Here is a 24,088-nt window from a genome sequence, read left to right on the forward strand (position 1 = left end):
AAACGGCATCGGGGTTGTCCAACAGGAGATGCAAATTTAACAGGGGCTCCTGGAATTTTCCTGTGGCAGAACGGTTGCGTGTCGTTCAGGCAACTCCCGGCTCACCCTTGCGGTGGATCGGCACGAGACGCAAGCGCGGTGCAAGGCCTGCTTCCGCAAGGACTTCCAGCGCCCGGCGTTCGTCGTCCAGCAACTTTCCCGGCACACCCAGCAACACACTCACGACACAGTCCTGACAGCCCGCACCGCGTACCGCGCAGTCGTCACAGTCGATGGTCACACTACCGGTCTCGGGTGCCTGCTCGACCATGGCGTCCCAGTCGTCGCAGTACTCCCTGACTTCCTGTGAGACGGGACCTGCTTTGTCCCAGTCGTTGTCCCGTTCGTTGTCCCAGTGGTTGTCCCGGTCGTCGCGCCAGCCGTCCCGGTCATCCCAACCGGGCAGCCTCTGCTGCATTCCACTCATCCTTGACCGTCCTCTCGATCGGTGTTTGCGCGACCGTATCGCCGGCCACCGACATTGATGTTGTTCAGCCGATCGCGGTTGACAATGAGGCAGCCCGTCCGCTGCTGGTGGTGACCCTCGCACTGACTGACGCCCTACTGGGTTGTCCTTGACTTGATCTGTCCCACCAGTGGCGGGTGGGTTGCTCCATAAGCTCCCGGTAGAGCGGACATGACCTAATCAGGAGCCTGGCAGTTCCCTCTTCAATGTCTTGTCTGCCCGCCCTACCAGGGTGTCACACCGCAACCGCCGGTGAACACCGGCAGAAGGGCACCACCATCGTGACACCGTCACAGATCGTCGTCATCGGCGCCGATACTCACCTCGACACCATCCACCTTGCCGCTTTGTCTGAGACGGGCAAACCTCTCGGCGATGCTGAGTTTCCCACCCGCCCATCGGGTTACTACGTTGCGGTCAAATGGGCGCAGAGCTTCGGCACGGTCACCCTTGCTGGGGTGGAAGGCACCAATTCCTATGGGGCCGGCCTGACCCGGGCGCTGCAAGACGGCGGCATCGACGTCGTCGAGGTCAACCGGCCCGACCGCGCTGCGCGCCGACGCCGCGGCAAGTCCGACCCACTGGATGCCTACGCCGCAGCCCGCACGGCGTTGTCCGGGCACGGACTGGCTGCCCCTAAAGACGAACGCACCCTAGCCCTCAGTGCGCTGCTGACCGCCCGCCGAGGCGCTGTTAAGGCCCACACCGCTGCCACCAATCAGATTCAATCGCTGTTGGTAACTGCACCATCTGAACTGCGGGAATGCTACCGCCGCTACACCACCAGAGGCCTGGTCAAAGAACTGGCTCGCTGTCGTCCCACCGCTCACACCGACCCCACCGCCGTCGCCGTGCTCACCGCGTTGAAGGCCCTCGCCTACCGTGCGCAGTTCCTCCATCACCAAGAACACGAACTTACCGAGCAGATCCACACCCTGACCCAGCAGATGAACCCCGGACTGCGCGCCGCGCACGGTGTCGGACCCGACACCGCCGCCGCATTGCTGATCACCGCCGGCATGAACCCGCACCGACTGCGCAGCGAAGCCGCCTTCGCCGCCCTATGCGGCGCAGCGCCTGTGCCCGCCTCTTCGGGTAAGACCACCCGCCACCGACTCTCCCGCGGTGGCGACCGCACAGCAAACAACGCGCTCTACCGAATCGCGTTGGTTCGAATGTCCAACGATCCCCGCACCCGTGACTACGTAGCCCGTCAAACGGCCAACGGTCGCAGCAAGATCGAGATCATCCGACTGCTCAAACGCGCCGTTGCCCGTGAAGTCTTCCGCCTGCTCAGCCAACCCTGCGCCATCGACGACTACAGCGACCTTCGACCCGCCCGGCAAGCGAAGAACATCACCTTGACCACCGTCGCCAACCACCTCGACGTCTGGCCCAACGACATCTCCCGCCTCGAACGCGGACTCAAACGCGACGACACCCTCGCCGCCAACTACCGCGAGTACCTCAGCGCCGCTTGACCCGTAACACGAATAGGAGCATCAAGCCATCCACGGTTGCGATCGCGACACCGTCCGATCCGAGCGGCGCGGCGCGCCGCGCGATGTCGGTGGGGTTCCCTAACGTCATCGCCATGAGCCAGCGCAGCACCGCCGTCGGCGCGCAGCTCTCGCTGGACATGGAGCTGGAAAGAGATGTGTCCCTGGCGGACACCACGTTCGTCGTCGTCGACCTCGAGACCACCGGCGGGCGCGCCAAGGCCACCGCACCGGGCGGCCTGTGCGACGCCATCACCGAGATCGGCGCGGTCAAGGTCCGCGGCGGTGAGGTGCTCGGCGAGCTCGCGACGCTCGTCGACCCGGGCCGCGCCATCCCGCCGCAGATCGTCGAGCTCACCGGGATCACCACGGCGATGGTGCGCGACGCGCCGCGCATCGATGCCGTGCTGCCGATGTTCCTGGAGTTCGCGCGCGGCGCGGTGCTCGTGGCGCACAACGCGGGATTCGACATCGGCTTCCTGCGCGCGGCAGCCGAACGCACGCAGCTCACCTGGCCGCGCCCGCCCGTGCTGTGCACCGTGAAGCTCGCGCGCCGTGTGCTCACGCGTGACGAGGCACCCAGCGTGCGGCTGTCCGAACTCGCGCGGCTGTTCGGTGCGTCGACCACGCCGACGCACCGCGCGCTCGACGACGCGCGGGCCACGGTCGACGTGCTGCACGGGCTCATCGAGCGTGTCGGCAACCAGGGTGTGCACACGCTGGCCGATCTGCGGGCGTACCTGCCCGACACCACCCCCGCGCAGCGGCGCAACCGCGCACTGGCCGACGGCCTGCCGAACCGGCCGGGGGTGTACCTGTTCCGCGGCCCGTCCGACGAGGTGCTCTACGTCGGCACCGCGGTCGATCTGCGTCGCCGGGTCCGGCAGTACTTCACCGGGGCCGACCCGCGGGCCCGCATGAAGGAGATGGCCTCACTGGCCACCCGCGTCGACCACGTCGAGTGCGCGCACGATCTGGAGGCCGGGGTGCGCGAGCTGCGCCTGCTCGCCGCGCACGCCCCGCCGTACAACCGTCGCTCCAAGGCGCCCAAGCGCTGGTGGTGGGTGGCCTTGACCGACGAGCCGTTCCCCCGGCTGTCGGCGGTTCGAGATCCCAGGCACCGCAAGGCCATCGGACCGTTCTCGGCGCGATCCGACGCCGTCGAGACCGCGGATCTGCTGGCACGGTTCACCGGTGTGCGCACGTGTACGTCTCGATTCGGCGCGACGGGGATCCACCGCTGCCCGGAACGCGAGCTGTCACCGTGCCCGGCCACGCAGGGCGCAGGCGCCGACGAGTACGCCGCGGCCGCGCGGCGCGCCGCTGATCTGATCGACGGCGCGGACAGCGCCGTGCTGGCCGACGTGCTGATGCACATCGAGCAGCTCGCGGCCGACAGCCGCTACGAGAAGGCCGCACGGGTCCGCGACCACGCCGCGGTGGCGATCGACACGTTGTGGCGCGGCCAGCGCCTGCAGACGCTCACGTCGCTTCCCGAACTGGTCGCCGCCCGTCGTGACGGCAACGGCGGCTGGCATTTCGCGGTCGTGCGGTACGGGCAGCTCGCAGGCGCAGGCACCGCACGCCGCGGGGTGCCGCCCATGCCGGTCGTCGACGCGATCTGCGCGGCGGCCCAGGTGGTCATGCCGACCGCGGAGCCGCTGGGCGGGGCGCTCGTCGAGGAGACCGCGCTCATCGCGCGCTGGCTGGCCGCACCCGACGTCCGCATCGTGCGGACCGTCAGCCAGACCGACGCGGGCTGGGCGACGCCGATCGGCGCGGCAGGCCGCTACGCACAGTGGGCCGCCACGGCCCGTTCGGCACGGCTGGCAGCGCAGCAGGACCGCTCAGAGTTGCTGACCGAACCGCACCCAACGCGCGAGCAGTTGTTCGGCCGCACCGGAGTCGATGGCCTCGACGGCACGCGCGAGACCGGCCTCCCACGCCGGAAGCCACTGAGCGTCGCTGGCTAGACCCGCGTGGGCCACCATCGCCCCGGCCGCGTTGAGGACCACCGCGTCGCGCACCGGCCCCTTGGCGCCGCCGAGCACGGCACGGGCCTCGGCCGCGTTCTCCGACGCGTCGCCACCCACCAGCTCGCTGATCTCGGCGCGCTTGAAGCCGAACGCCGCCGGATCGAACGTCAGCCGCTCCATGGTGCCGCCCTGGACGCGCCAGATCGTGCTGGTCGTCGTGGTCGTCAGTTCGTCCAGACCGTCGTCGCCGTGCACCACCAGCACGCTGGAACCGCGCGCGGCGAACACACCGGCCATCACCTCGGCCAGATCCGCCCACGCGCAACCGATCAGGCCCGCACGCGGGCCCGCCGGGTTGGTCAGCGGACCGAGCAGGTTGAACACCGTCGGCACGCCGATCTCGCGGCGCACGATCGACGCGTGCTTGTACGACGGGTGGAACTGCGGCGCGAACGCGAACCCGATGCCCACCTCGCGCACGCTGCGCGCGACGTCGTCGGGACCGAGGTCGATGCGCACGCCGAGCGCCTCGAGCGTGTCGGCGCCACCTGACAGCGACGACGCGGCCCGGTTGCCGTGCTTGACCACCGGAACACCGCACGCGGCCACCACGATCGAGGCCATCGTCGACAGGTTCACCGTGTTGGCCCCGTCACCGCCCGTGCCCACGATGTCGACTGTGTCGGTGCCGATCTCGTCGGTCGGCACGCGGCGCGCGTGCGTGAGCATGATGTCGGCGAGCTCACGAACCTCGGAGGCGGTGGGCCGCTTCATCTTCATCGACACCGCGAAACCGGAGATCTGCGCGGGCGTCGCTGCGCCCGTCATGATCTGGTCCATCGCCCACGCGGCGTGGCCGTTGGGCAGGTTCTGGCCGGTGGTCAGCCGACCCAGGATGCGCGGCCACGACGGTCCGTCGTCGGGGCCGGAAGCGGAAGGGAACGGCTGCGAGGATCCGGATGTCACCGCCGCATGCTATCGCCCGACCGGCGCGAACCCGGCCGGTCCCGACACGTTTGGACCCAATTGCTCGACCCGGGTGGAGTTCGACAACTACAAAGCGTCATACTTGCGGATGTGACGAGCGCTGTAGGGACCTCGGGAACCGGCATCACATCGCGTGTTCATTCGCTGAACAGGCCGAACATGGTCAGTGTCGGTACCATCGTGTGGCTTTCCAGTGAGTTGATGTTCTTCGCTGGACTGTTTGCGATGTACTTCACGGCACGCGCCCAAGCCGGTGGTGCTTGGCCTCCCGAGCCAACCGAACTCAATTTGGCCCTTGCTGTACCGGTGACGCTGGTCCTGATCGCGTCGTCGTTCACCTGCCAGATGGGCGTTTTCGCCGCCGAGCGCGGTGACGTCTTCGGCCTGCGCAGGTGGTACGTCATCACCTTCCTCATGGGCCTGTTCTTCGTGCTCGGCCAGGGCTACGAGTACATCCACCTGGTCGAACACGGCACCACGATCCCGGGCAGTGCCTACGGGTCGGTGTTCTACCTGGCCACCGGCTTCCACGGTCTGCACGTGATCGGTGGTCTGGTCGCCTTCGTCCTTCTGTTGGCCAGGACGAAGATGAGCAAGTTCACGCCGGCACAGGCCACCGCTGCGATTGTCGTCTCGTACTACTGGCACTTCGTCGACATCGTGTGGATCGCGCTGTTCGCCACCATCTACTTCGTCCGATGAATATCGGCTCGCCGATGAGTTCGATGAGAAGGGGTTCAATGACCAGCAAGTCGCGCCGTCGGCTACGCCGGCGATTGTCAGCAGGGCTTCTGCTGCTGATCGGTCTGGCAGTCGCAGGTGGTGTTGCGGCCACGCTGACGCCGCAGCCGCAGGTTGCCGTGGCCGACGAATCACAGTCGGCGCTGCTGCGGACCGGTAAGCAGCTTTTCGAGACGTCCTGTGTGTCGTGCCACGGCGCGAACCTGCAGGGCGTTCCGGACCGCGGTCCCAGCCTGATCGGCACGGGCGAGGCGGCCGTGTACTTCCAGGTGTCGACCGGCCGTATGCCCGCGATGCGCGGCGAGGCCCAGGCGCCGTCGAAGCCCCCGCACTTCGACGAGTCCCAGATCGACGCCCTCGGCGCCTACGTGCAGGCCAACGGTGGCGGCCCCACCGTTCCCCGCGACGATCACGGCGCCGTCGCGCAGGAGTCGCTGATCGGCGGCGACGTCGCCCGCGGTGGCGACCTGTTCCGCCTGAACTGCGCGTCCTGCCACAACTTCACCGGTAAGGGCGGCGCGCTGTCCTCCGGCAAGTACGCACCTGACCTCGGGGACGCCAACCCGGCCCAGATCTACACCGCGATGCTGACGGGTCCGCAGAACATGCCCAAGTTCTCGGACCGGCAGCTGACGCCGGATGAGAAGCGCGACATCGTCGCCTACGTCCGCGAATCGGCCGAGACCCCGAGCTACGGCGGTTACGGCCTCGGCGGCTTCGGCCCCGCTCCCGAGGGCATGGCGATGTGGATTATCGGAATGGTGGCCGCCATCGGCGTGGCCATGTGGATCGGATCGCGAGCATGAGTCAAGACAGCCCAGACATCAAGGGCACTGACGCGCCGGGTCAGACCGGGGTGCCCGGACAGCCCACCGACGCCGAACTTGCGGAGATGTCGCGTGAGGAACTGGTACAACTCGGCGGCAAGATCGACGGCGTCGAGACCATCTTCAAGGAAAACCGCTGGCCTGTTCCCGGCACCAAGGCGGAGAAACGCACCGAGCGGCTGGTCGCGTACTGGCTGATGCTCGGCGGGCTCTCGGGCCTGGCGCTGCTGCTGGTGTTCCTCTTCTGGCCTTGGGAGTACCAGCCTTTCGGTTCCGAAGGTGAGTTCCTCTACTCCCTGGCCACCCCGCTGTACGGCCTGACCTTCGGCCTGTCGATCCTCTCGATCGGCATCGGCGCGGTGCTGTTCCAGAAGAAGTTCATCCCCGAGGAGATCTCGGTCCAGGACCGTCACGACGGACGCTCCCCGGAGCTGCACCGCAAGACCGTCGCGGCCAACCTCACCGATGCGCTCGAAGGCTCGACCCTCAAGCGCCGCAAGGTGATCGGCCTGTCGCTCGGTATCGGTCTCGGTGCGTTCGGTGCGGGCACGCTCGTCGCCTTCATCGGCGGCCTGATCAAGAACCCGTGGAAGCCCGTCGTTCCGACGGCCGAGGGCAAGAAGGCCGTGCTGTGGACCTCCGGATGGACCCCGCGCTTCAAGGGCGAGACCATCTACCTGGCACGCGCCACCGGTCGCCCCGGTGAGTCGCCGTTCGTCAAGATGCGCCCCGAGGACATCGACGCCGGTGGTATGGAGACGGTGTTCCCGTGGCGTGAATCCGACGGCGACGGAACCACTGTCGAGTCGGAGCACAAGCTGACCGAGATCGCCATGGGCGTTCGCAACCCGGTCATGCTGATCCGCATCAAGCCGGCCGACATGCACCGCGTGATCAAGCGCAAGGGACAGGAGAGCTTCAACTTCGGTGAGCTCTTCGCATACACCAAGGTCTGCTCGCACCTGGGCTGCCCGTCCTCGCTGTACGAGCAGCAGACCTACCGCATCCTGTGCCCCTGCCACCAGTCGCAGTTCGACGCTTTGGAATTCGCAAAGCCCATATTCGGTCCGGCTGCGCGCGCCCTGGCGCAGCTGCCCATCACCATCGACGAAGACGGGTACCTGGTCGCCAACGGTGACTTCGTCGAACCCGTCGGACCGGCATTCTGGGAGCGCAAATCATGAGTCCTGACTTTGCGAAACTCGCCGCCGCGCAAGGCGATGCGATCGACTCGCGCTACCACCCGTCTGCGGCGGTGCGTCGACAGCTGAACAAGGTGTTCCCCACCCACTGGTCCTTCCTGCTGGGTGAGATCGCGCTGTACAGCTTCATCATCCTGCTGCTCACCGGTGTCTGGCTGACGCTGTTCTTCGATCCGTCGATGGCACACGTCACCTACGACGGTGTGTACCAGCCACTTCGAGGCGTGCAGATGTCGCGGGCCTACGAGACGGCCCTGGACATCAGCTTCGAGGTGCGTGGCGGTCTGTTCGTCCGCCAGGTCCACCACTGGGCGGCACTGATGTTCGCGGCGTCGATCATGGTCCACCTGGCGCGCATCTTCTTCACCGGTGCGTTCCGTCGTCCGCGTGAGGCCAACTGGGTCATCGGCTCGCTGCTGCTGATCCTGGCGATGTTCGAGGGCTTCTTCGGCTACTCGCTGCCGGACGACCTGCTGTCCGGCACCGGTATCCGCGCCGCGCTCTCCGGCATCACGATGGGTATCCCCGTCATCGGCACCTGGATGCACTGGGCGCTGTTCGGCGGCGACTTCCCCGGCGAGATCCTGATCCCGCGTCTGTACGCGCTGCACATCCTGCTGATCCCGGGCATCATCCTGGCGCTCATCGGTGCGCACCTGGCGCTGGTGTGGTTCCAGAAGCACACGCAGTTCCCCGGCCCGGGCCGTACCGAGACCAACGTCGTCGGCGTGCGCGTCATGCCGGTGTTCGCGGTCAAGTCGGGGGCGTTCTTCGCGATGATCACCGGCGTCCTCGGCCTCATGGGCGGTCTGCTGACGATCAACCCGATCTGGAACCTCGGCCCGTACAAGCCTTCTCAGGTGTCCGCGGGCAGCCAGCCGGACTTCTACATGATGTGGACCGACGGTCTGATCCGTCTGTGGCCGGCGTGGGAGTTCTACCCGTTCGGCCACACCATCCCGCAGGGCGTGTGGGTCGCGGTCGGCATGGGCCTGGTGTTCGCGTTGCTGATCGCCTACCCGTTCATCGAGAAGAAGGTGACCGGCGACGACGCGCACCACAACCTGCTGCAGCGTCCGCGTGACGTTCCGGTACGTACCGCCATCGGCTCGATGGCAATCGCGCTCTACCTGCTGCTGACGTTCGCCTGCATGAACGACATCATCGCGCTGAAGTTCCACATCTCGCTGAACGCGACCACGTGGATCGGCCGTATCGGCATGGTGGTGCTGCCGGCGATCGTGTACTTCGTCGCCTACCGGTGGGCAATCTCGCTGCAGCGCAGCGACCGTGAGGTGCTGGAGCACGGTGTCGAGACGGGCATCATCAAGCGGCTTCCGCACGGTGCCTACGTCGAGCTGCACCAGCCGCTGGGCCCGGTCGACGAGCACGGCCACCCGATTCCGCTGGAGTACGCGGGCGCTCCGCTGCCCAAACGGATGAACAAGTTGGGCTCCGGTGGTGCTCCCGGCACGGGCAGCTTCCTGTTCCCCGATCCCGCGGTGGAGCACGAGGCGCTCACCGAGGCCGCGCATGCGTCCGAGCACAAGTCGCTCACGGCGCTCAAGGAGCACCAGGACCGCATCCACGGCAACGGGGAGACCAACGGTCACCACTGATCGCCGAGTTACTCGGATCGCCGCAATTCCTCTTCGGAGGGGTTGCGGCGATCTTTTTATGTGCGCTCTCCTGTGCGCCACTCCCCTACCCCACCGGATCTCGGCCGTGCGCGCTCCGTCCGCGTTCGTAACGCCACGGCGCTCCCGAACGCGATTCTCCGCCACTGCGTTACAAACGGCGAGCGACCGCTCGGCACGCCGGGCACCCAAACCCCCACACCCACCGCGTTCGTAACGCCACGGCGCTCCCGAACGCGATTCTCCGCCACTGCGTTACAAACGGCGAGCGACCACTGGGCACGCCGGGCACCCAAACCCCCACACCCACCGCGTTCGTAACGCCACGGCGCTCCCGAACGCGATTCTCCGCCACTGCGTTACGAACGGCGAGCGGGCGCCAGACACACAGGCATATGCCGGGTGGCAGGCACACATACGAACACACGTGCACCCTCAGACACCACGGGCGTGCGCCAAATGCCCACCCCGAGCGGCGTGTCGCGGAGCTGACACGCACGCTCGCGGTGCAAATGGCCGCCCGCCCGCCAGCCCGAACTGCAACCGCGGAACGCGAGAAGCTAGGCGGCAGAGCGGTCGAGCTCGCGGATGGCGATGATGGGCAGTGCGATCATGCCGAGGGTCACCAGGCCGGCCAGGCCGTAGGCGCACCACGCCGCCGTGCTGTGATCGGTGGCCAGCAGATAGGTGCCGAGGCCGATGACCGCGGTGGCCACGCCCAGCGCACAGGTCACCGACAGCACGAAGCGCAGCCACACCTTCTCCACGAACGCGGTGGCCACGGCATCCTGCCGATAGGTCGGCGCGGTGTAGCCGACACGTCGCGGCGCGACGGGCTCACGGCGGGGCCCCTGGCTGCGGGCGGGCGGGCGGCTGTCGGCCTGGGCCCGCGCACGCAGCAGCAGTGGGATCGCCGCGGCGATCACCAACACCGAGATCCCGATGACGGTGTACAGCAGCCACGGCGTCTCGGTGGATTCCACGGCCTGTGTGTGGCCACGGCCGAGGTCGACGAGGGCCACCAGCGCCGCCACACCCGCTCCGAGCGCGGCCAGCCACGCGACCGCGCAGGCTCCGGCCAGGATGCGGTCGGTGGTGTTCAGTTCGGCGAACGGGCTCGTCATCAGCAGGCAGTCTGCGCCGAGTTGTTGGCGTTGGAGGACAGCACGGTTCCGTCACTCGCGGTGATCGAGCAGTTCAGCCGGCTCACCAAAAACAGGCTGGAGGCCTCGACCGATCCGACATCCGAGTTGGAGATGGGCGTCATCGTGAAAGTCCATGGGATGTACACATTGCGCAGCGTACGGCGGTTACCGTTGCCATCCACGTAGGTGATGGTGATGATGTCGCCCGGCGCCTTCGTACCGGTCACCGAGTAGGTGACCTGTCGCGGACCGGCCGGCGGCGTGGTCGTCGTGGCCGGCGGCGCGGTGGTGGTCGCGGGAGGCGGCGCGGGTTCCTCCGAACTCGGCGGCGGCGCGGGGGCCGGCGGCGGCTCGGTGATCGTCACGGTCTCGGGCGGAGGCGGCGGTGGCGCCTCCTCTGACGGCGGAGGCGGCGGTGGCGGCTCGACCGGCGGCGGTGTGGTGGTGGTGATCTCGTCCTGCACCGGCGGCGCCGACGACGTCGTCGTGCTGGGCCGCGGCGTGGCCAGGTTGCTGGTCTGGTCGTCACGCGCGACGAGAAGCGCTACCGACGCCACGAGTGCGATGGCCGCGATGATGGCGGTGACACCGACCACCCACGGCCAGCGCGGCGGCGGACCCTCGACCAGCTCGGAGGCCGGGTCGTAGTTGTCGTAGTCATAGAGCGCCACGTCGGCAGGCACGTAGGGACCAGCGGTGTACTGTTCGGCCTCCGGCGCGGAGTACGCCTGGGAGTAGAACTCGGTCTCACCGGTCTCCGGGTCGGTACCGGACACCTGGGTGGGTTCCTCAGGTACAGCGTGCTTTCCGGGTGTCTGATCCGGCAGATCCGAACCATTTGCATCCGGTTCCGTGGGATTCGGCCCGCTCATCTACGCCTATCCTTCTCGACTGCTTCACCGCCACCTGCGTCGGCCTCGGACCGCACACATTCGGCAGTGCCCCGGCAACATTACCCAACCGGCACCGCCGATGAGATCGACGGTGCCGGGTGTCGAGTGATTCGACGTCTTGATTGTGACCTTGACCAGGCGGTAAGGCGAGGACTCAGTGCTTCTCGGGGCCCCAGTAGTACTCGAAGACCAGGCCGCAGACCGAGGTGATCACGAAGGCGACGCCCGCCGCGATGAGCCACGGCAGCCACAGCGCGGCACCGACGGCCGCGGTGGAGAAGGACAGCGAGATCAGGATCGGCCACCAGCTGTGCGGCGCGAAGAAACCCAGCTCGCCGGCGCCGTCGCTGATCTCGGCGTCCTCGTAGTCCTCGGGCCGGGTGTCGAGACGACGGGCCACGAAGCGGAAGAACGTACCGGTGATGAGGGTCAGGCCGGTGGTGAGCACCAGCGCGGTGGTGCCCGCCCACTCGACGCCGCCCGTGGCGAACATCGCGGTGAGCACGGCGTACACCACCGCGGCCAGCGCGAAGAAGGCGGTCAGGATCTCGAAGAGCCGAGCTTCAATATGCATTGAGGTTGTCCCCTACCTACTACTTGCTCGCCTGCGGCACCAGTTCACCGCGTCGGGATTCGAACGGCTCGGTCGTGATCGCCAGCGGCGGCTGGTTGATCGCGGCCAGCGCCTCGGCGTTGGTCTTACCGGCGTTGCGCTGATCGATGTAGGCCTTGAAGTCGTTGGGTTCGACGACGCGGACCTCGAAGTTCATCATCGCGTGGAAGGTGCCGCACATCTCGGTGCAGCGCCCGACGAACGCGCCGGTCTGCTGGATCTCGCTGACCTGGAAGACGTTGTCCGAGTTGTTGGCCTTCGGCTCCGGCAGCACGTCGCGCTTGAACAGGAACTCCGGAACCCAGAAGCCGTGGATCACGTCGGCCGAGTTCAGGACGAACTCGATGCGCTTGCCTGCGGGCAGCACCAGAACCGGGATCTCCGACGACGTGCCGAGGGTCTCGATCTTGTCGAAGTTCAGGTAGGTGCGGTCCTCGGGGGTCATGCCGCGGATGGGGCCGACCTTCTCGATGCCGTGCTCGTCCTTACCTTCGGGACGGGAGGTCATGGCCTCCTTGCGCTCGGGATCGGCGCCGTCGTAGTCGAAGCTGCCGTCGGCAAAGGCGATCTTCTGGTAGCCGAACTTCCAGTTCCACTGGAAGGCGGTCACGTCGATGACGACCTCGGGGTTGGGGTCCTTGTGCATCATGCGTTCCTGCACGACGACGGTGAAGTAGAACAGCACCGAGATGATGAGGAACGGGATGACCGTCAGCGTCAGCTCGAGCGGCATGTTGTAGCCGAACTGGCGCGGCAACTCCGTGTCGGTCGCCTTCTTGCGGTGGAAGGCGCTGGTCCAGAAGATCAACCCCCAGACGATCGCACCCACGGCGAACGACGCAATCACGGAACCGATCCACAGCTCCCGATTGAGTTTTGCCTCAGGGGTGATGCCCGTTGGCCAGCCGAGTGCGAGGGCGTCAGACCAGCTGCAGCCGCTCAGCAGTAGCGCAGAGCCACCCAGGACAATAGACAACGCCACCACCCGGAACCCGCGAGGTGTCACGTTGGCGCCTCCTAGAAGTCGGTATTTCGCGACCGCGAGCGGTCATGATTCGAGCGAATACTACGCAGCGTAGACCACCCGGTTGCAACCCAGCGCAGCGACCGGCGATTCGCTCGGGTGCTGCGCTGGGCAACGCCTTCGATCAGACATACTGGCGCGGTGTGTGGACTGCTTGCCCTGGTGACCGACCCGTCCCGAGCCGACCAGGTCGAGGCGTCCCCCGGAACCGGATCTCAGCTGGTCAGCGCGGTCGCCGAGGCGGCCCATCTGATGCGCCACCGCGGGCCTGACGAGCCGGGAACCTGGCCCGATCCGGACGCCGAGAACCCCCACCCCGACGTGGTCCTCGGGTTCAACCGGCTGTCGATCATCGACATCGCCCACAGTCATCAGCCGCTGCGCTGGGGGCCAGCCGACGCCCCGGGGCGCTACCTGCTGGTCTTCAACGGCGAGATCTACAACTACCTGGAACTGCGCGAGCAGCTGCGCAGCGAGTTCGGTGCGCAATTTCACACCGACGGTGACAGCGAGGCCATCGTCGCGGCCTACCACCACTGGGGTGTCGACGCGCTGCACCGGCTGCGCGGCATGTTCGCGTTCGCGATCTGGGACACCGAGAAGCGCGAGCTGTTCTGTGCGCGTGACCCGTTCGGCATCAAGCCGCTGTTCATGGCGACGGGGCCGGGCGGCACCGCTGTGGGCAGCGAGAAGAAGTGCCTGCTGGCCCTGGCCGACCGCCTGGGCCTGGATCTCGGTATCGACCAGCGGGCCGTGCAGCACTACACGGTGCTGCAGTACGTGCCCGAGCCCGAGACGCTGCACCGCGGCGTCCGCAGGCTCGAATCGGGCAGCTACGCGCGCATCCGCCCGGGCGCCGCACCCGAGGTGACGCGGTACTTCGTGCCGAAGTTCACGGCGGTGAACTTCGCCGCGGGCAGCGAGCAGGCCCGCTACGACGAGATCACCGCGGCGCTGGAGGATTCGGTCGCCAAGCACATGCGCGCCGACGTGACCGTCGGGGCGTTCTTGTCCGGCGGTATCGATTCGACGGCGATCGCGGCGCTGGCGATGCGGCACAACCCCCGTCTGATCACGTTCACCACGGGCTTCGAGCGCGAGGGGTTCTCGGAGATCGATGTGGCCGTCGCGTCGGCCGAGGCGATCGGTGCGCGCCACGTCGCAAAGGTGGTCAGCCAGGCCGAGTTCGTCGAGGCGCTGCCGGAGATCGTCTGGTATCTCGACGAGCCGGTGGCCGACCCCGCGCTGGTGCCGCTGTTCTTCATCGCGCGCGAGGCCCGCAAGCACGTCAAGGTGGTGCTCTCGGGTGAGGGTGCCGACGAGTTGTTCGGCGGTTACACCATCTACCGCGAGCCGCTGTCGCTGCGACCGTTCGACTATCTCCCCCGCCCGTTGCGCAAGTCGCTGGGCAAGGCGTCCAAGCCGCTGCCGGAGGGCATGCGCGGCAAGAGCCTGCTGCACCGCGGTTCGCTGACGCTCGAAGAGCGCTACTACGGCAACGCGCGCAGCTTCTCCGACGACCAGTTGCGCGCCGTGTTGCCGCAGTTCCGCCAGGAGTGGACGCACACCGACGTGACCGCGCCGGTGTACGCGGCGTCGCAGGGCTGGGACCCGGTGGCGCGCATGCAGCACATCGACCTGTTCACATGGCTGCGCGGCGACATCCTGGTCAAGGCCGACAAGATGACGATGGCCAACTCGCTGGAACTGCGGGTGCCGTTCCTCGATCCCGAGGTGTTCGCGGTGGCTTCGCGTCTGCCGGTCGATCAGAAGATCACGCGGGCGACGACCAAGTACGCGCTGCGCCGCGCGCTGGAGCCGATCGTGCCCGCACATGTGTTGCACCGCGCCAAGCTGGGATTCCCGGTGCCGATTCGACACTGGCTGCGCTCCGGTGAGCTCATGGACTGGGCGTATGCGCTGATCGGCTCGTCAGGTGCCGGCGAGCACGTGGACCTGGCGGCCGTGCGCACGATGCTCGACGAGCACCGCAACGGCGTCAGCGATCACAGCCGCAGGCTGTGGACCGTGCTGGTCTTCATGCTGTGGCACGCGATCTTCGTCGAGCACAGCGTCACGCCGCAGATCAAGGAGCCGCATTACCCCGTGCAGCTGTAACCGCACGGGGACCGCGGGGCCTCAGGCGCTCAGCGCCTGCTCGATCTCGGTGCCTGCCTCGGCGCCGTAGGCCTCACTGAGGCGACGCACGGCGTCGGCGCGGTCCCACGTCCACTCCTGAGGTCCGGGCGCCTCCAGCACCAGCGTGGCCACCATCGACGCGAGTTGCGCCGAGCGCTCAAGGGACAGGCCCGCGCTGCGGCCGGTGAGGAAGCCGGCGCGGAACGCGTCGCCGATGCCGGTCGGATCCTCCTTGTGGGTCTCGGGAACGACGTCGACGTGCACGAAGGTGCCGTCGCGGCCCACGAGGTCGACGCCCTTCTCGCCCAGCGTGGTGACGCGCAGCTCGATCTGGCCCATCACCTCGGCCTCCGACCAGCCGGACTTCTGCAACAGCAGATCCCACTCGTAGTCGTTGGTGAACAGGTAGGTGGCGCCGTCGATGAGCCTGCGGATCTCCTCACCGGACAGGCGGGCCAGCTGCTGCGACGGGTCCGCGGCGAACGCCAGGCCCAGCTTGCGGCACTCCTCGGTGTGGCCGAACATCGCGTCGGGGTCGTTGGCGCCGACGATCACCAGGTCGGGCTTGCCGTGCGTGGCCACCACCTCGGCCAGCGAGATGTTGCGGGCCTCGGACATCGCGCCCGGGTAGAACGACGCGATCTGCGCCATGTCCTGGTCGGTGGTGCACACGAAGCGCGCGGTGTAGGCCGACTCGGAGACGAGCACGCTGTCGCAGTTCACGCCGTGCGTGGTGAGCCAGCCGCGGTAGTCGTCGAAGTCCTTGCCCACCGCGCCGACCAGCGCGACGTCGCCGCCGAGGACGCCGATCGCGTAGGCCATGTTGCCCGCGACGCCGCCGCGGTGGATGACCAGATCGTCGACCAGGAAGCTCAGCGAGACCTTCTGCAGATGGTCCGCCAGCAGCTGTTCGGAGAACTTGCCCGGGAACTTCATCAGATGGTCGGTCGCGATGGATCCGGTCACTGCAATGGTCACGAAGTGGCACCCTTCATTTGGTCACGTCGGCAGGTCGGCGCAGGTCGGCACAGCATTCAGGTCGCCGGGTCGTCGAGTCGCCCAGGTAAGGCTACCCGCGCCACCTGGCACGTTCAGCGCGCATTCACCTCGTACGTGCCCTGTTGTCCGTGCGCTAACCTGCGTATGACCGTATGCCCGGTCACCGTAGACGGGTGACCGACGTCCAGATCACCCGGGGAGCATTTTTGATGACTGGTTCCTACCAGTACCCCGAATCCGTTCCGCCGCAACAGTATCCGGAGCAGATTCCGTCCGCCTACCCCGGTATGCTGCCGCCGCCGGTGCCGTATCCGAAGCGGCGGCGCTGGCCGAAGATCCTCGCCGCGGTGCTCGCGGTCGCGGTGCTCGCCGGCGTGGTGGCCGCCGTGGTCCAAGTGACGCGCAGTTCGGGTTCGGAGCCCGGCGTGGTGACCGAGACGCAGGCGAAGGACGCGATCCAGGAGTATCTGTCGGCGCTGATCGACGCCGACGACGAGACCGTCGCCAAGCACACGATGTGTGGGCTGTTCGACGCGGTGCGTGACCGCAAGGCCGATCTGGCGGTGGCGAGTCTGGCGGGCGACACGTTCCGCAAGCAGTTCGGCCATGTCGAGGTGACCAGCATCGACAAGATCGTGCCGTGGTCGACGACGCAGGCTCAGGTGCTGTTCACGATGCGCGTGGCGCCGGCGAGGAGTTCGTCACGGGGGCAGCGTCCGCCCGCCGAGGAGCAGCAGGGTGTGGCTCAGCTGCTGGTCGACAAGACCGACGGCGGCGACGACGTGCTGGTGTGCTCGTACGTCCTACGCACAGGCGGCCAGTACTAAGCAGTACCGGCCGCCCGTCCGAAGTGATGTCAGGTGATCAGTTGAAGCTGTCGCCGCAGGCGCATGAGCCGGTGGCGTTGGGGTTGTCGATCGTGAAGCCCTGCTTCTCGATGGTGTCGACGAAGTCGATCGTCGCGCCCTGCACGTACGGCGCGCTCATCCGGTCGACGGTCAGCGTCACGCCGCCGAACTCAGCGGTGAGGTCCCCGTCGAGGGTGCGGTCGTCGAAGAACAGGTTGTAGCGCAGACCGGCGCAACCACCCGGCTGGACGGCGATGCGCAGCGCGAGGTCGTCGCGGCCCTCCTGGTCCAGCAGCGCCTTGGCCTTGGCGGCGGCAGCGTCCGTCAGGGTGACACCGTGGGTTTCGGTGGCGGTCGCGTCCTGAACAGTCATTGCTCTCCCTCAACATCTGGGCATCCGGCGGGGCGGATACCTGAGTTCATCGAAACGCGTGGATCGCCCGCGCGTTCACTATGTCAACGGTACCTCGTTCTGCGGCTATTCCCGACTCATCCACAGGCTGAGGCAAGGTTTAGTGGGTCAAGACGGGCTCGCGCCCGGCGGCGGACGCTTTGGGCCGAGGACGGCAGCATGCGCCGAGGGCAGTAACCTGGCTGGCGTGAAACTGCTGGGCCGAAAGAACAACGACGACGACAAGAACGTCGCGAGCGACGCTGCGGATTCCGCCGTGGACGAGCAGAACGGCCCGGCCGCCGAGGACCGCCCCCGCACCACCCCGCCCAAGGGCAGGCCGACACCCAAGCGCAGCGAGGCCGCCAAGCGCCGGGGCCCGGTCGCGCCGGCGCCGCTCACGGCGGCCGAGGCCCGTGCGCGCCGCAAGGAGATGCGCAAGACGCTCACCAAGGAGGAGCGCAAGGCCGAGAAGATCACCCGCCGCGCCGAGATGGCCGAGCGCCGCGAGCGCATGATGGCCGGCGAAGAGGCCTACCTGCTCCCCCGCGACCGTGGTCCGGTGCGCCGCTACGTGCGTGACATCGTCGACTCGCGCCGCAACATCCTCGGCCTGTTCATGCCCGCCGCTCTGGCGATGATCTTCTTCATGCTCGCGCTGCCGAACGTGCAGGCGCAGCAGGTGCTGTCCTACGCCATGCTGGCGCTGGTCGCGGTGATGGTGCTCGACGGCTTCTACCTGGGCCGCAAGGTCAACCGCATGGTCGACGCGAAGTTCCCCGACAACACCGAAAGTGGTTGGAAGCTGGGCTTTTACGCGTCGAGCCGGGCGTCGCAGCTGCGGCGGATGCGTGCCCCGCGCCCCATGGTCGAGCGCGGCGCCAAGATCGCCTGATGCCCGCGTCGAAGCACACCTGACATCGTGCGCGTGCTCGTGCTCGGCGGAATCCGGTCCGGGAAATCGCAGTGGGCGGAGTCCGTCGCGCAGCAACTCGCCGGCGAGGGTGAGCGGGCACGCGTGCGCTACGTCGCGACCGGTCCCGTACCCGAGGGTGACGCCGACTGGGCGACGCGCGTCGAGGCGCACCAGGTGCGCCGCCCCGCACACTGGCAGACCGTCGAGACCACCGACCTGCCCGCAACGCTGGCGGCCGCGCCGCACGTCGCGACGCTGGTCGACGACATCGGCGGGTGGCTGACGGCCACGATGGACCGCCGTGACGCGTGGGCCGGTCATCCGGTGACCGGCGACATCACCGCGCTGGTCGATGCGGTGGCCGCGTTCCCCGCACCCCTGGTCATGGTGAGCCCCGAGGTGGGCCTGACGGTCGTGCCCGCGACCGCGGCCGGGCGGCGGTTCGCCGACGAACTCGGCACGGTCAACCAACGCCTCGCCGCGGTGTGCGACCGCGTGGTGCTCGTGGTGGCAGGCCAGCCGGTAACCGTGAAGGAGCCGACATGACCGATACGCAGGTCACCTTCGACAGCGTCGTCGCCCCGGATGCCGATGCGGCCGCCGCGGCGCGCGACCGGCAGAAGCGCCTGACCAAACCGCCGGGCTCGCTCGGCCGCCTCGAGGAACTGTCGGTGTGGGTCGCGGCGTGCCAGGGCACGTGCCCGCCGCAGCCGCTGACGCGTCCCCGGATCGTGGTGTTCGCCGGTGACCACGGCGCCACGAAGTCCGGGGTGTCGGCGTTTCCCGCCGAGGTCACCGCGCAGATGGTGGCCAATTTCGACGCGGGCGGCGCGGCGATCAACGTGCTGGCCGACGCCGCGGGAGCCACGGTGCGCGTCGTCGACATCTGCGTCGACTGCGACGAACCGCTGTCCCCCGCGGTCGGCGCCCACAAGGTGCGCCGCGGTTCGGGCAACATCGCCGTCGAGGACGCGCTGAGTGCCGAGGAGGCCGCCGCCGCGGTCGACGCGGGCCGGCGCATCGCCGACGAGGAGGTCGACGCTGGTGCGGACCTGCTGATCCCAGGCGACATGGGCATCGGGAACACGACCGCCGCGACCACGCTGGTCGCGGCGCTCAGCGGTGCCGAACCGGTGGCCGTGGTCGGCCGTGGCACCGGTATCGACGACCAGGGCTGGATGCGCAAGACCAGCGCCGTGCGTGACGCGTTGTACCGCGCCCGCGGCGTCGTCGACGACCCGCTGGGGCTGCTGCGGGTGTGCGGCGGTGCCGATCTGGCGGCGATGGCCGGGTTCTGCGCGCAGGCCGCCGTGCGTCGCACGCCGGTGCTGCTCGACGGGCTCGTGGTGACGGCCGCCGCGCTGGTCGCCGACCGTCTCGCCCCCGGCGCGAGGGCCTGGTGGCAGGCCGGGCACAGGTCGACCGAACCCGCACACGCGCTCGCGCTCACGCAGTTGCAGCTCGAGCCGATCGTGGATCTGCAGATGCGGTTGGGTGAGGGCACCGGCGCGGCCGTCGCGCTGCCCGTCGTGCGCGCCGCGGTCGCCACGCTCACGTCGATGGCAACGTTCGACGAGGCCGGCATCTCGGAATCGTGATCAGAGTCGTGAGGCGCTCGTGATCCGTTCAGTCGCAGGGGCTTTCGCGTTCGGCACGGTGCTGCCGGTCCGCGCCTCAACCGGGGTGGGTCGGGGCGCGCTCACCGCGCTGCCCCTTGTCGGCCTCGCGCTCGGCGCGCTGGCCGCGGCCGTGGTGTGGGCGGGCGGATGGGCCTTCGCGGCGGGCAGCCCCCTGCCGGGTGTGCTGGCGGTGGCGGTGCTGCTGCTCGCGACCCGTGGCCTGCACATCGACGGGTTCTGCGACACCGTCGACGGATTGGGCTGCTACGGCCCGCCCGAACGCGCCCTCGCGGTGATGCGCGACGGCTCCGCCGGACCGTTCGGCGTCGCCGCGGTGGTTGTCGTGATCGCGGTGCAGGCACTGACTTTCGCCGAGGCGGGTGTCCTCGCGGTCGTCACCGCGGTGGTGGCGGGCCGGGTCGCGGTGGTGGCCGCCTGCCGCCGTTCGGTGCCCGCGGCGGCGGGCAGCACACTGGGCGCCGCGGTCGCGGGCAGCCAACCGCATCTGGTGGTGGCGGGCTGGATCGTGGCGCTGGCCGCGCTGGCGGTCTTCGCCTGCCCGCGCCCGTGGCAGGGCCCGCTCGCTGTGCTGGTCGCGATCGGCTGCGCGCTGGCGCTGGTCGCGCACTGCGTGCGCCGGTTCGGCGGCATCACAGGGGACGTGCTGGGCGCCGCCGTCGAGGTGACGACGACGCTGGCAGCGCTGGGCCTGGCGATCGGCTAGTTCAGCCGGGCCATCCAGCCGTGGGTGTCGACGAACGTACCGCGCTGGATCCCGGTCAGGGTGTCGCGCAGCGCCATGGTGATCTCACCTGGTTGGCCGTCGGCGATGGTGAACTCGCCGTCGTGGTGCTTGACGTGCGACACCGGAGTGATGACCGCGGCCGTGCCGCACGCGAACACCTCGGTGATCTCGCCCGCGCCAGCCTTCTTCTGCCACTCGTCGACGTCGATCTTGCGCTCCTCGACCGCGAAGCCCGCATCGGTTGCCAACTGCAGCAACGAGTCCCGCGTGATGCCCGGCAGCAACGAACCGGACAGCTCCGGGGTGACCAGGCGTGCCGAGCCTCCGCTGCCGAACACGAAGAACAGGTTCATGCCGCCCATCTCTTCGACGTAGCGGCGCTCGATCGCGTCGAGCCACACAACCTGATCGCAGCCCATCTCCGCGGCCTGCGCCTGCGCCAGCAGCGACGCCGCGTAGTTGCCGCCGAACTTGGCCGCACCGGTACCGCCGGGAGAGGCCCGCACGTACTCGTGCGACAGCCACACGCTCACGGGCTTGATGCCGCCCTTGAAGTAGGCGCCCGCTGGTGAGGCGATCAGCAGGTAGCGGTACTCATTGGACGGGCGCACACCCAGGCCGGGCTCCGTGGCGATGACGAAGGGCCGCAGGTAGAGCGACTCTTCACCACCGGCGGGCGGCACCCACTTCTCGTCGACCGCGATCAACTGGCGCAGCGACTCGATGAACACCTCTTCGGGCAATTCGGGGATCGCGAGCCGGCGCGCCGAGGACTGCAGACGCGCCGCGTTGGCCTCGGGGCGGAACGACACGATGGAGCCGTCGGCCCAGCGGTAGGCCTTGAGACCCTCGAAGATCTCCTGGCCGTAGTGCAGCACGATGGCCGACGGATCCAGCTGGATCGGGCCGTACGGGATCACCTGCGCGTTGTGCCAGCCCTCGTCCACGGTGTAGTCGATCGACACCATGTGGTCGGTGTAGTACTTGCCGAAACCGGGGTTGGCGAGGATGGATTCGCGTACCGCATCGGTCGCCGGATTCGTGTTGGCAGAAACCGTGAACTCGAGCGGACCGCTATTCATAACGGCGATTGTATCGCCTGCATGCCAGCCATTTTTGCCAGGCGTGGATCTACCGCGTGCTGGGTGTGACGAACGGCGGTTTGACGACCTCGCACTCGACCGCCCGGCCGCGCACGTCGACCGTGACGCGGGCACCGTCGGCGATGTCGTGTTCGGTGTCGATCAGCGCCAGCGCGATGCCCACCTTCAGCGTCGGCGAGAACGTGCCCGACGTGGTGACGCCGACGCGGGTGTCCCCGTCGAGCACCGCGAGGTCGGCGCGCAGCACACCGCGGCCCAGCGCCTTGAGACCGCGCAGCACGCGCTTGGGGCCCTGCGCCTTCTCGGCGAGCAGCGCGTCGCGCCCCCAGAACGCGTCCTTCTTCCAGCCGACCGCCCAACCGCAGCGCGCCTGCAGCGGTGAGATGTCCAGCGAGAGTTCGTGGCCGTGCAGCGGGTAACCCATCTCGGTGCGCAGCGTGTCGCGGGCGCCCAGACCTGCGGGTTCGCCACCCGCGGCGCGCATGGCAGCGACCAGCGCGTCGAACACCACCCCGGCACGGTCCCACGCGGGCAGCAGTTCGTAGCCGTGCTCACCGGTGTACCCGGTGCGGCACACGCGCACGAACACGCCTTCGAACTCGGCGTCGGCGTAGCCCATGTAGTCCATGTCGGTGGGCAGGCCGAGCTTGTCGAGCACCTCGGCGGACTTGGGGCCCTGTACCGCCAGCACGGCGTACGAACGGTGCTCGTTGGTGATGGTCAGCCCGTCGGGTGCATGGCGCTGCAGTTCCTCGACCACGGTGGCGGTGTTGGCGGCGTTGGGCACCAGGAAGATCTCGTCGTCGGAGACGTAGTAGGCGATCAGGTCGTCGATCACCCCGCCGGATTCGGTGCAGCACAACGTGTACTGCGCCTTGCCTGGCCCGATCTTGCCGAGGTCGTTGGTCAGCGCGGAGTTGACGTAGGCCGCCGCGCCGGGCCCCTTGACCAGCGCCTTGCCGAGGTGGCTGACGTCGAACAGGCCCACGGTGCTGCGGGTCGCGTTGTGTTCGGTGACCGTGCCCGCATAGGAGACCGGCATCAGCCAGCCACCGAATTCGGCGAAGCTGGCTCCCAGCTCGCGGTGGCGGTCTTCCAACGGTCCTTGCAGCAGCTCGTCACTCACCACACCACCTTATCGATCGGGCCCGCCCGCACGGGCCTGACTGTCACACTCGACGCGTGGTCGATTTCGATGCGCTCGAAGCCGCCGGGATCGCCGATGCCCGCAGGCGTGCCGGGCTCATCTCCTACCTCGACCGGCTGGGTTTCACGGCCGAGGAGATGGTCGACGCCGAGCGCCGCGGCCGGTTGTTCGGGCTGGCCGGTGACCGGCTGCAGGCCTCGGGGCCTGCGATCCACAGTCTTGCGAGCGCGGCCGACGAACTCGGGTTGCCCGTCGCCGACGTCGAACGCGCGTGGGCCGCACTGGGCCTCACGGTCGCCGGGGTCGACGTGCCCGCCCTGAGCGGGGCCGACGTGGAGGGCCTGCGGACCTGGTCGGAGATGCGCGCGGTGCTCGGCGACGAGGCCGCCACCGGGTTGTTGCGGGTCATCGGCTCGGCGCTGGCCCGCATCTCGGAGGCCGAGTCGTCGATGCTGCGCGCGAGCTCGCCAGACATCATGATCGACCAGACCCACGACGAGCTCGCCACCGCGCAGGCCTACCGCACCGCGGCGGCGTACATCCCGCGGATCGGGGCGTTGATGGACGCCGCGCACCGCCATCACCTGATGAGCACGCGGACCTACTTCGAGCATGTCATCCGCGCGGGTTCGGAGACTGTCGAGTGCGGTGTCGGCTTCGCCGACCTGTCGGACTTCACCGCGTTGACGCAGATGCTCACCACGGTCGAGTTGACCGATCTGCTCAACGAATTCAGTTCCGCGGCATCAGATGTCGTACACGCCGCGGGTGGCCGCGTGGTGAAGTTCATCGGCGACGCGGTGATGTGGGTGGCCACCACACCGCACCTTCTGGCCCTCGCGGCGGTCGACCTGGTGGAGCACCCCAAGGCCAGGCAGGCGCACGTGCGGGTGCGAGCGGGGCTCGATTTCGGTGCGGTACTCGCGATCAACGGCGACTACTTCGGCAACTCGGTGAACCTGGCCGCGCGGCTGGTGCAGGCCGCAGAGCCGGGACAGGTGCTGGTGTCGGCCGCCCTGCGCGAGGCGCTGGGAGACTGGCCGGCCACCGGACCGCGGGAGTTGAAGCTGAAGGGTTTCGATCGACCGATCCCCGCCTTCGCGCTCACTCCCAGGGAGTCTGGCTAGGGTTG

Annotated in this window: 22 protein-coding genes and 1 pseudogene; 13 read left to right on the plus strand and 10 right to left on the minus strand. The window is 68.3% G+C overall.

Annotated elements, in window-relative coordinates:
• Positions 1-85: 85 nt before the first annotated feature.
• Positions 86-310 carry a hypothetical protein gene (locus AT701_RS35105; RefSeq protein WP_058127689.1) on the minus strand — a complete coding sequence of 75 codons (225 nt, stop codon included), beginning with the start codon at positions 308-310 and terminating at the stop codon, positions 86-88.
• 476 nt (positions 311-786) lie between these two features.
• Here AT701_RS35105 and AT701_RS20835 point away from each other — a divergent pair, with 476 nt between their 5' ends.
• Both AT701_RS20835 and AT701_RS34335 read left to right on the plus strand, forming a co-directional pair.
• Positions 787-1,986, plus strand: a complete 1,200-nt coding sequence (locus AT701_RS20835; protein ID WP_058126511.1) for an IS110 family RNA-guided transposase — start codon at positions 787-789, stop codon at positions 1,984-1,986.
• 158 nt (positions 1,987-2,144) lie between these two features.
• Positions 2,145-3,914 (plus strand): annotated as a pseudogene (locus AT701_RS34335) (DEDD exonuclease domain-containing protein); the annotation flags it as partial.
• Here AT701_RS34335 and trpD read toward each other — a convergent pair.
• Positions 3,852-4,946: an anthranilate phosphoribosyltransferase gene (gene trpD, locus AT701_RS20840; protein WP_058126512.1), complete on the minus strand. Its 1,095-nt coding sequence runs from the start codon at positions 4,944-4,946 to the stop codon at positions 3,852-3,854. The pseudogene AT701_RS34335 and the gene trpD sit on opposite strands and share 63 nt — an antisense overlap.
• A gap of 111 nt (positions 4,947-5,057) precedes the next feature.
• Here trpD and ctaE point away from each other — a divergent pair, with 111 nt between their 5' ends.
• Genes ctaE through qcrB form a run of 4 tightly spaced genes read left to right on the plus strand, consistent with a single transcriptional unit; the run spans position 5,058 to position 9,356 of the window.
• The gene (gene ctaE / locus AT701_RS20845; RefSeq protein WP_058126513.1) at positions 5,058-5,669 is read left to right on the plus strand and encodes an aa3-type cytochrome oxidase subunit III; all 612 of its coding nucleotides are present in this window, start codon (positions 5,058-5,060) and stop codon (positions 5,667-5,669) included.
• 38 nt (positions 5,670-5,707) lie between these two features.
• Complete coding sequence (gene qcrC / locus AT701_RS20850; protein WP_011729686.1) at positions 5,708-6,514, plus strand: cytochrome bc1 complex diheme cytochrome c subunit; 807 nt, start codon at positions 5,708-5,710, stop codon at positions 6,512-6,514.
• Entirely contained in the window at positions 6,511-7,719 is a 1,209-nt protein-coding gene (gene qcrA, locus AT701_RS20855; protein WP_058126514.1) for a cytochrome bc1 complex Rieske iron-sulfur subunit, read from the plus strand. Before qcrC ends, qcrA begins: the two co-directional genes overlap by 4 nt.
• The gene (qcrB, locus tag AT701_RS20860; RefSeq protein ID WP_003895658.1) at positions 7,716-9,356 is read left to right on the plus strand and encodes a cytochrome bc1 complex cytochrome b subunit; all 1,641 of its coding nucleotides are present in this window, start codon (positions 7,716-7,718) and stop codon (positions 9,354-9,356) included. Before qcrA ends, qcrB begins: the two co-directional genes overlap by 4 nt.
• Positions 9,357-9,934: 578 nt before the next feature.
• On the opposite strand, the gene AT701_RS20865 is transcribed toward qcrB, so the two are convergent.
• The 4 genes from AT701_RS20865 to ctaC all read right to left on the minus strand — a co-directional run bounded on the left by AT701_RS20865 (position 9,935) and on the right by ctaC (position 13,031).
• A complete protein-coding gene (locus AT701_RS20865) occupies positions 9,935-10,498 on the minus strand; it encodes a DUF2561 family protein (protein ID WP_003895659.1) in 564 nt (187 codons plus the stop codon).
• Positions 10,498-11,391 carry an MmpS family transport accessory protein gene (locus AT701_RS20870; protein ID WP_011729687.1) on the minus strand — a complete coding sequence of 298 codons (894 nt, stop codon included), beginning with the start codon at positions 11,389-11,391 and terminating at the stop codon, positions 10,498-10,500. Before AT701_RS20870 ends, AT701_RS20865 begins: the two co-directional genes overlap by 1 nt.
• A gap of 175 nt (positions 11,392-11,566) precedes the next feature.
• Positions 11,567-11,986 carry a cytochrome c oxidase subunit 4 gene (locus AT701_RS20875; RefSeq protein WP_003895661.1) on the minus strand — a complete coding sequence of 140 codons (420 nt, stop codon included), beginning with the start codon at positions 11,984-11,986 and terminating at the stop codon, positions 11,567-11,569.
• Between the two features lie 19 nt (positions 11,987-12,005).
• Entirely contained in the window at positions 12,006-13,031 is a 1,026-nt protein-coding gene (ctaC, locus tag AT701_RS20880; protein ID WP_003895662.1) for an aa3-type cytochrome oxidase subunit II, read from the minus strand.
• Between the two features lie 159 nt (positions 13,032-13,190).
• On the opposite strand from ctaC, the gene asnB reads away from it, so the two are divergent.
• A complete protein-coding gene (asnB, locus tag AT701_RS20885; RefSeq protein WP_058126515.1) occupies positions 13,191-15,167 on the plus strand; it encodes an asparagine synthase (glutamine-hydrolyzing) in 1,977 nt (658 codons plus the stop codon).
• 21 nt (positions 15,168-15,188) lie between these two features.
• Here the strand turns inward: asnB and AT701_RS20890 are convergent, their stop codons facing one another.
• Complete coding sequence (locus AT701_RS20890) at positions 15,189-16,166, minus strand: carbohydrate kinase family protein (RefSeq protein ID WP_011729690.1); 978 nt, start codon at positions 16,164-16,166, stop codon at positions 15,189-15,191.
• A 230-nt stretch (positions 16,167-16,396) separates the two neighbouring features.
• On the opposite strand from AT701_RS20890, the gene AT701_RS20895 reads away from it, so the two are divergent.
• A complete protein-coding gene (locus AT701_RS20895; RefSeq protein WP_058126516.1) occupies positions 16,397-17,014 on the plus strand; it encodes an Rv0361 family membrane protein in 618 nt (205 codons plus the stop codon).
• A 37-nt stretch (positions 17,015-17,051) separates the two neighbouring features.
• Here AT701_RS20895 and AT701_RS20900 read toward each other — a convergent pair whose 3' ends face one another.
• Positions 17,052-17,408 carry a HesB/IscA family protein gene (locus AT701_RS20900; RefSeq protein WP_003895666.1) on the minus strand — a complete coding sequence of 119 codons (357 nt, stop codon included), beginning with the start codon at positions 17,406-17,408 and terminating at the stop codon, positions 17,052-17,054.
• 226 nt (positions 17,409-17,634) lie between these two features.
• On the opposite strand from AT701_RS20900, the gene AT701_RS20905 reads away from it, so the two are divergent.
• Genes AT701_RS20905 through AT701_RS20920 form a run of 4 tightly spaced genes read left to right on the plus strand, consistent with a single transcriptional unit; the run spans position 17,635 to position 20,685 of the window.
• A complete protein-coding gene (locus AT701_RS20905) occupies positions 17,635-18,321 on the plus strand; it encodes a DUF3043 domain-containing protein (RefSeq protein ID WP_058126517.1) in 687 nt (228 codons plus the stop codon).
• Between the two features lie 27 nt (positions 18,322-18,348).
• Positions 18,349-18,888, plus strand: a complete 540-nt coding sequence (locus tag AT701_RS20910) for a bifunctional adenosylcobinamide kinase/adenosylcobinamide-phosphate guanylyltransferase (protein ID WP_058126518.1) — start codon at positions 18,349-18,351, stop codon at positions 18,886-18,888.
• On the plus strand, positions 18,885-19,940 hold the full coding sequence (cobT, locus tag AT701_RS20915) for a nicotinate-nucleotide--dimethylbenzimidazole phosphoribosyltransferase (protein ID WP_058126519.1): 1,056 nt from the start codon (positions 18,885-18,887) through the stop codon (positions 19,938-19,940). Before AT701_RS20910 ends, cobT begins: the two co-directional genes overlap by 4 nt.
• A 19-nt stretch (positions 19,941-19,959) precedes the next feature.
• On the plus strand, positions 19,960-20,685 hold the full coding sequence (locus AT701_RS20920; RefSeq protein ID WP_058126520.1) for an adenosylcobinamide-GDP ribazoletransferase: 726 nt from the start codon (positions 19,960-19,962) through the stop codon (positions 20,683-20,685).
• Here the strand turns inward: AT701_RS20920 and AT701_RS20925 are convergent.
• Entirely contained in the window at positions 20,682-21,788 is a 1,107-nt protein-coding gene (locus tag AT701_RS20925; protein WP_058126521.1) for a branched-chain amino acid aminotransferase, read from the minus strand. The genes AT701_RS20920 and AT701_RS20925 overlap by 4 nt on opposite strands.
• A gap of 49 nt (positions 21,789-21,837) precedes the next feature.
• Positions 21,838-22,935, minus strand: coding sequence for a glycine cleavage system aminomethyltransferase GcvT (gene gcvT / locus AT701_RS20930; protein ID WP_058127690.1), 1,098 nt, complete (start codon positions 22,933-22,935; stop codon positions 21,838-21,840).
• Between the two features lie 56 nt (positions 22,936-22,991).
• On the opposite strand from gcvT, the gene AT701_RS20935 reads away from it, so the two are divergent.
• Positions 22,992-24,083 (plus strand): adenylate/guanylate cyclase domain-containing protein, encoded by a 1,092-nt coding sequence (locus AT701_RS20935; RefSeq protein WP_058126522.1) that lies wholly within the window; start codon positions 22,992-22,994, stop codon positions 24,081-24,083.
• The last annotated feature ends 5 nt before the right edge of the window (positions 24,084-24,088 follow it).

The organism is Mycolicibacterium smegmatis (genome assembly GCF_001457595.1).
GTDB lineage: Bacteria > Actinomycetota > Actinomycetes > Mycobacteriales > Mycobacteriaceae > Mycobacterium > Mycobacterium smegmatis.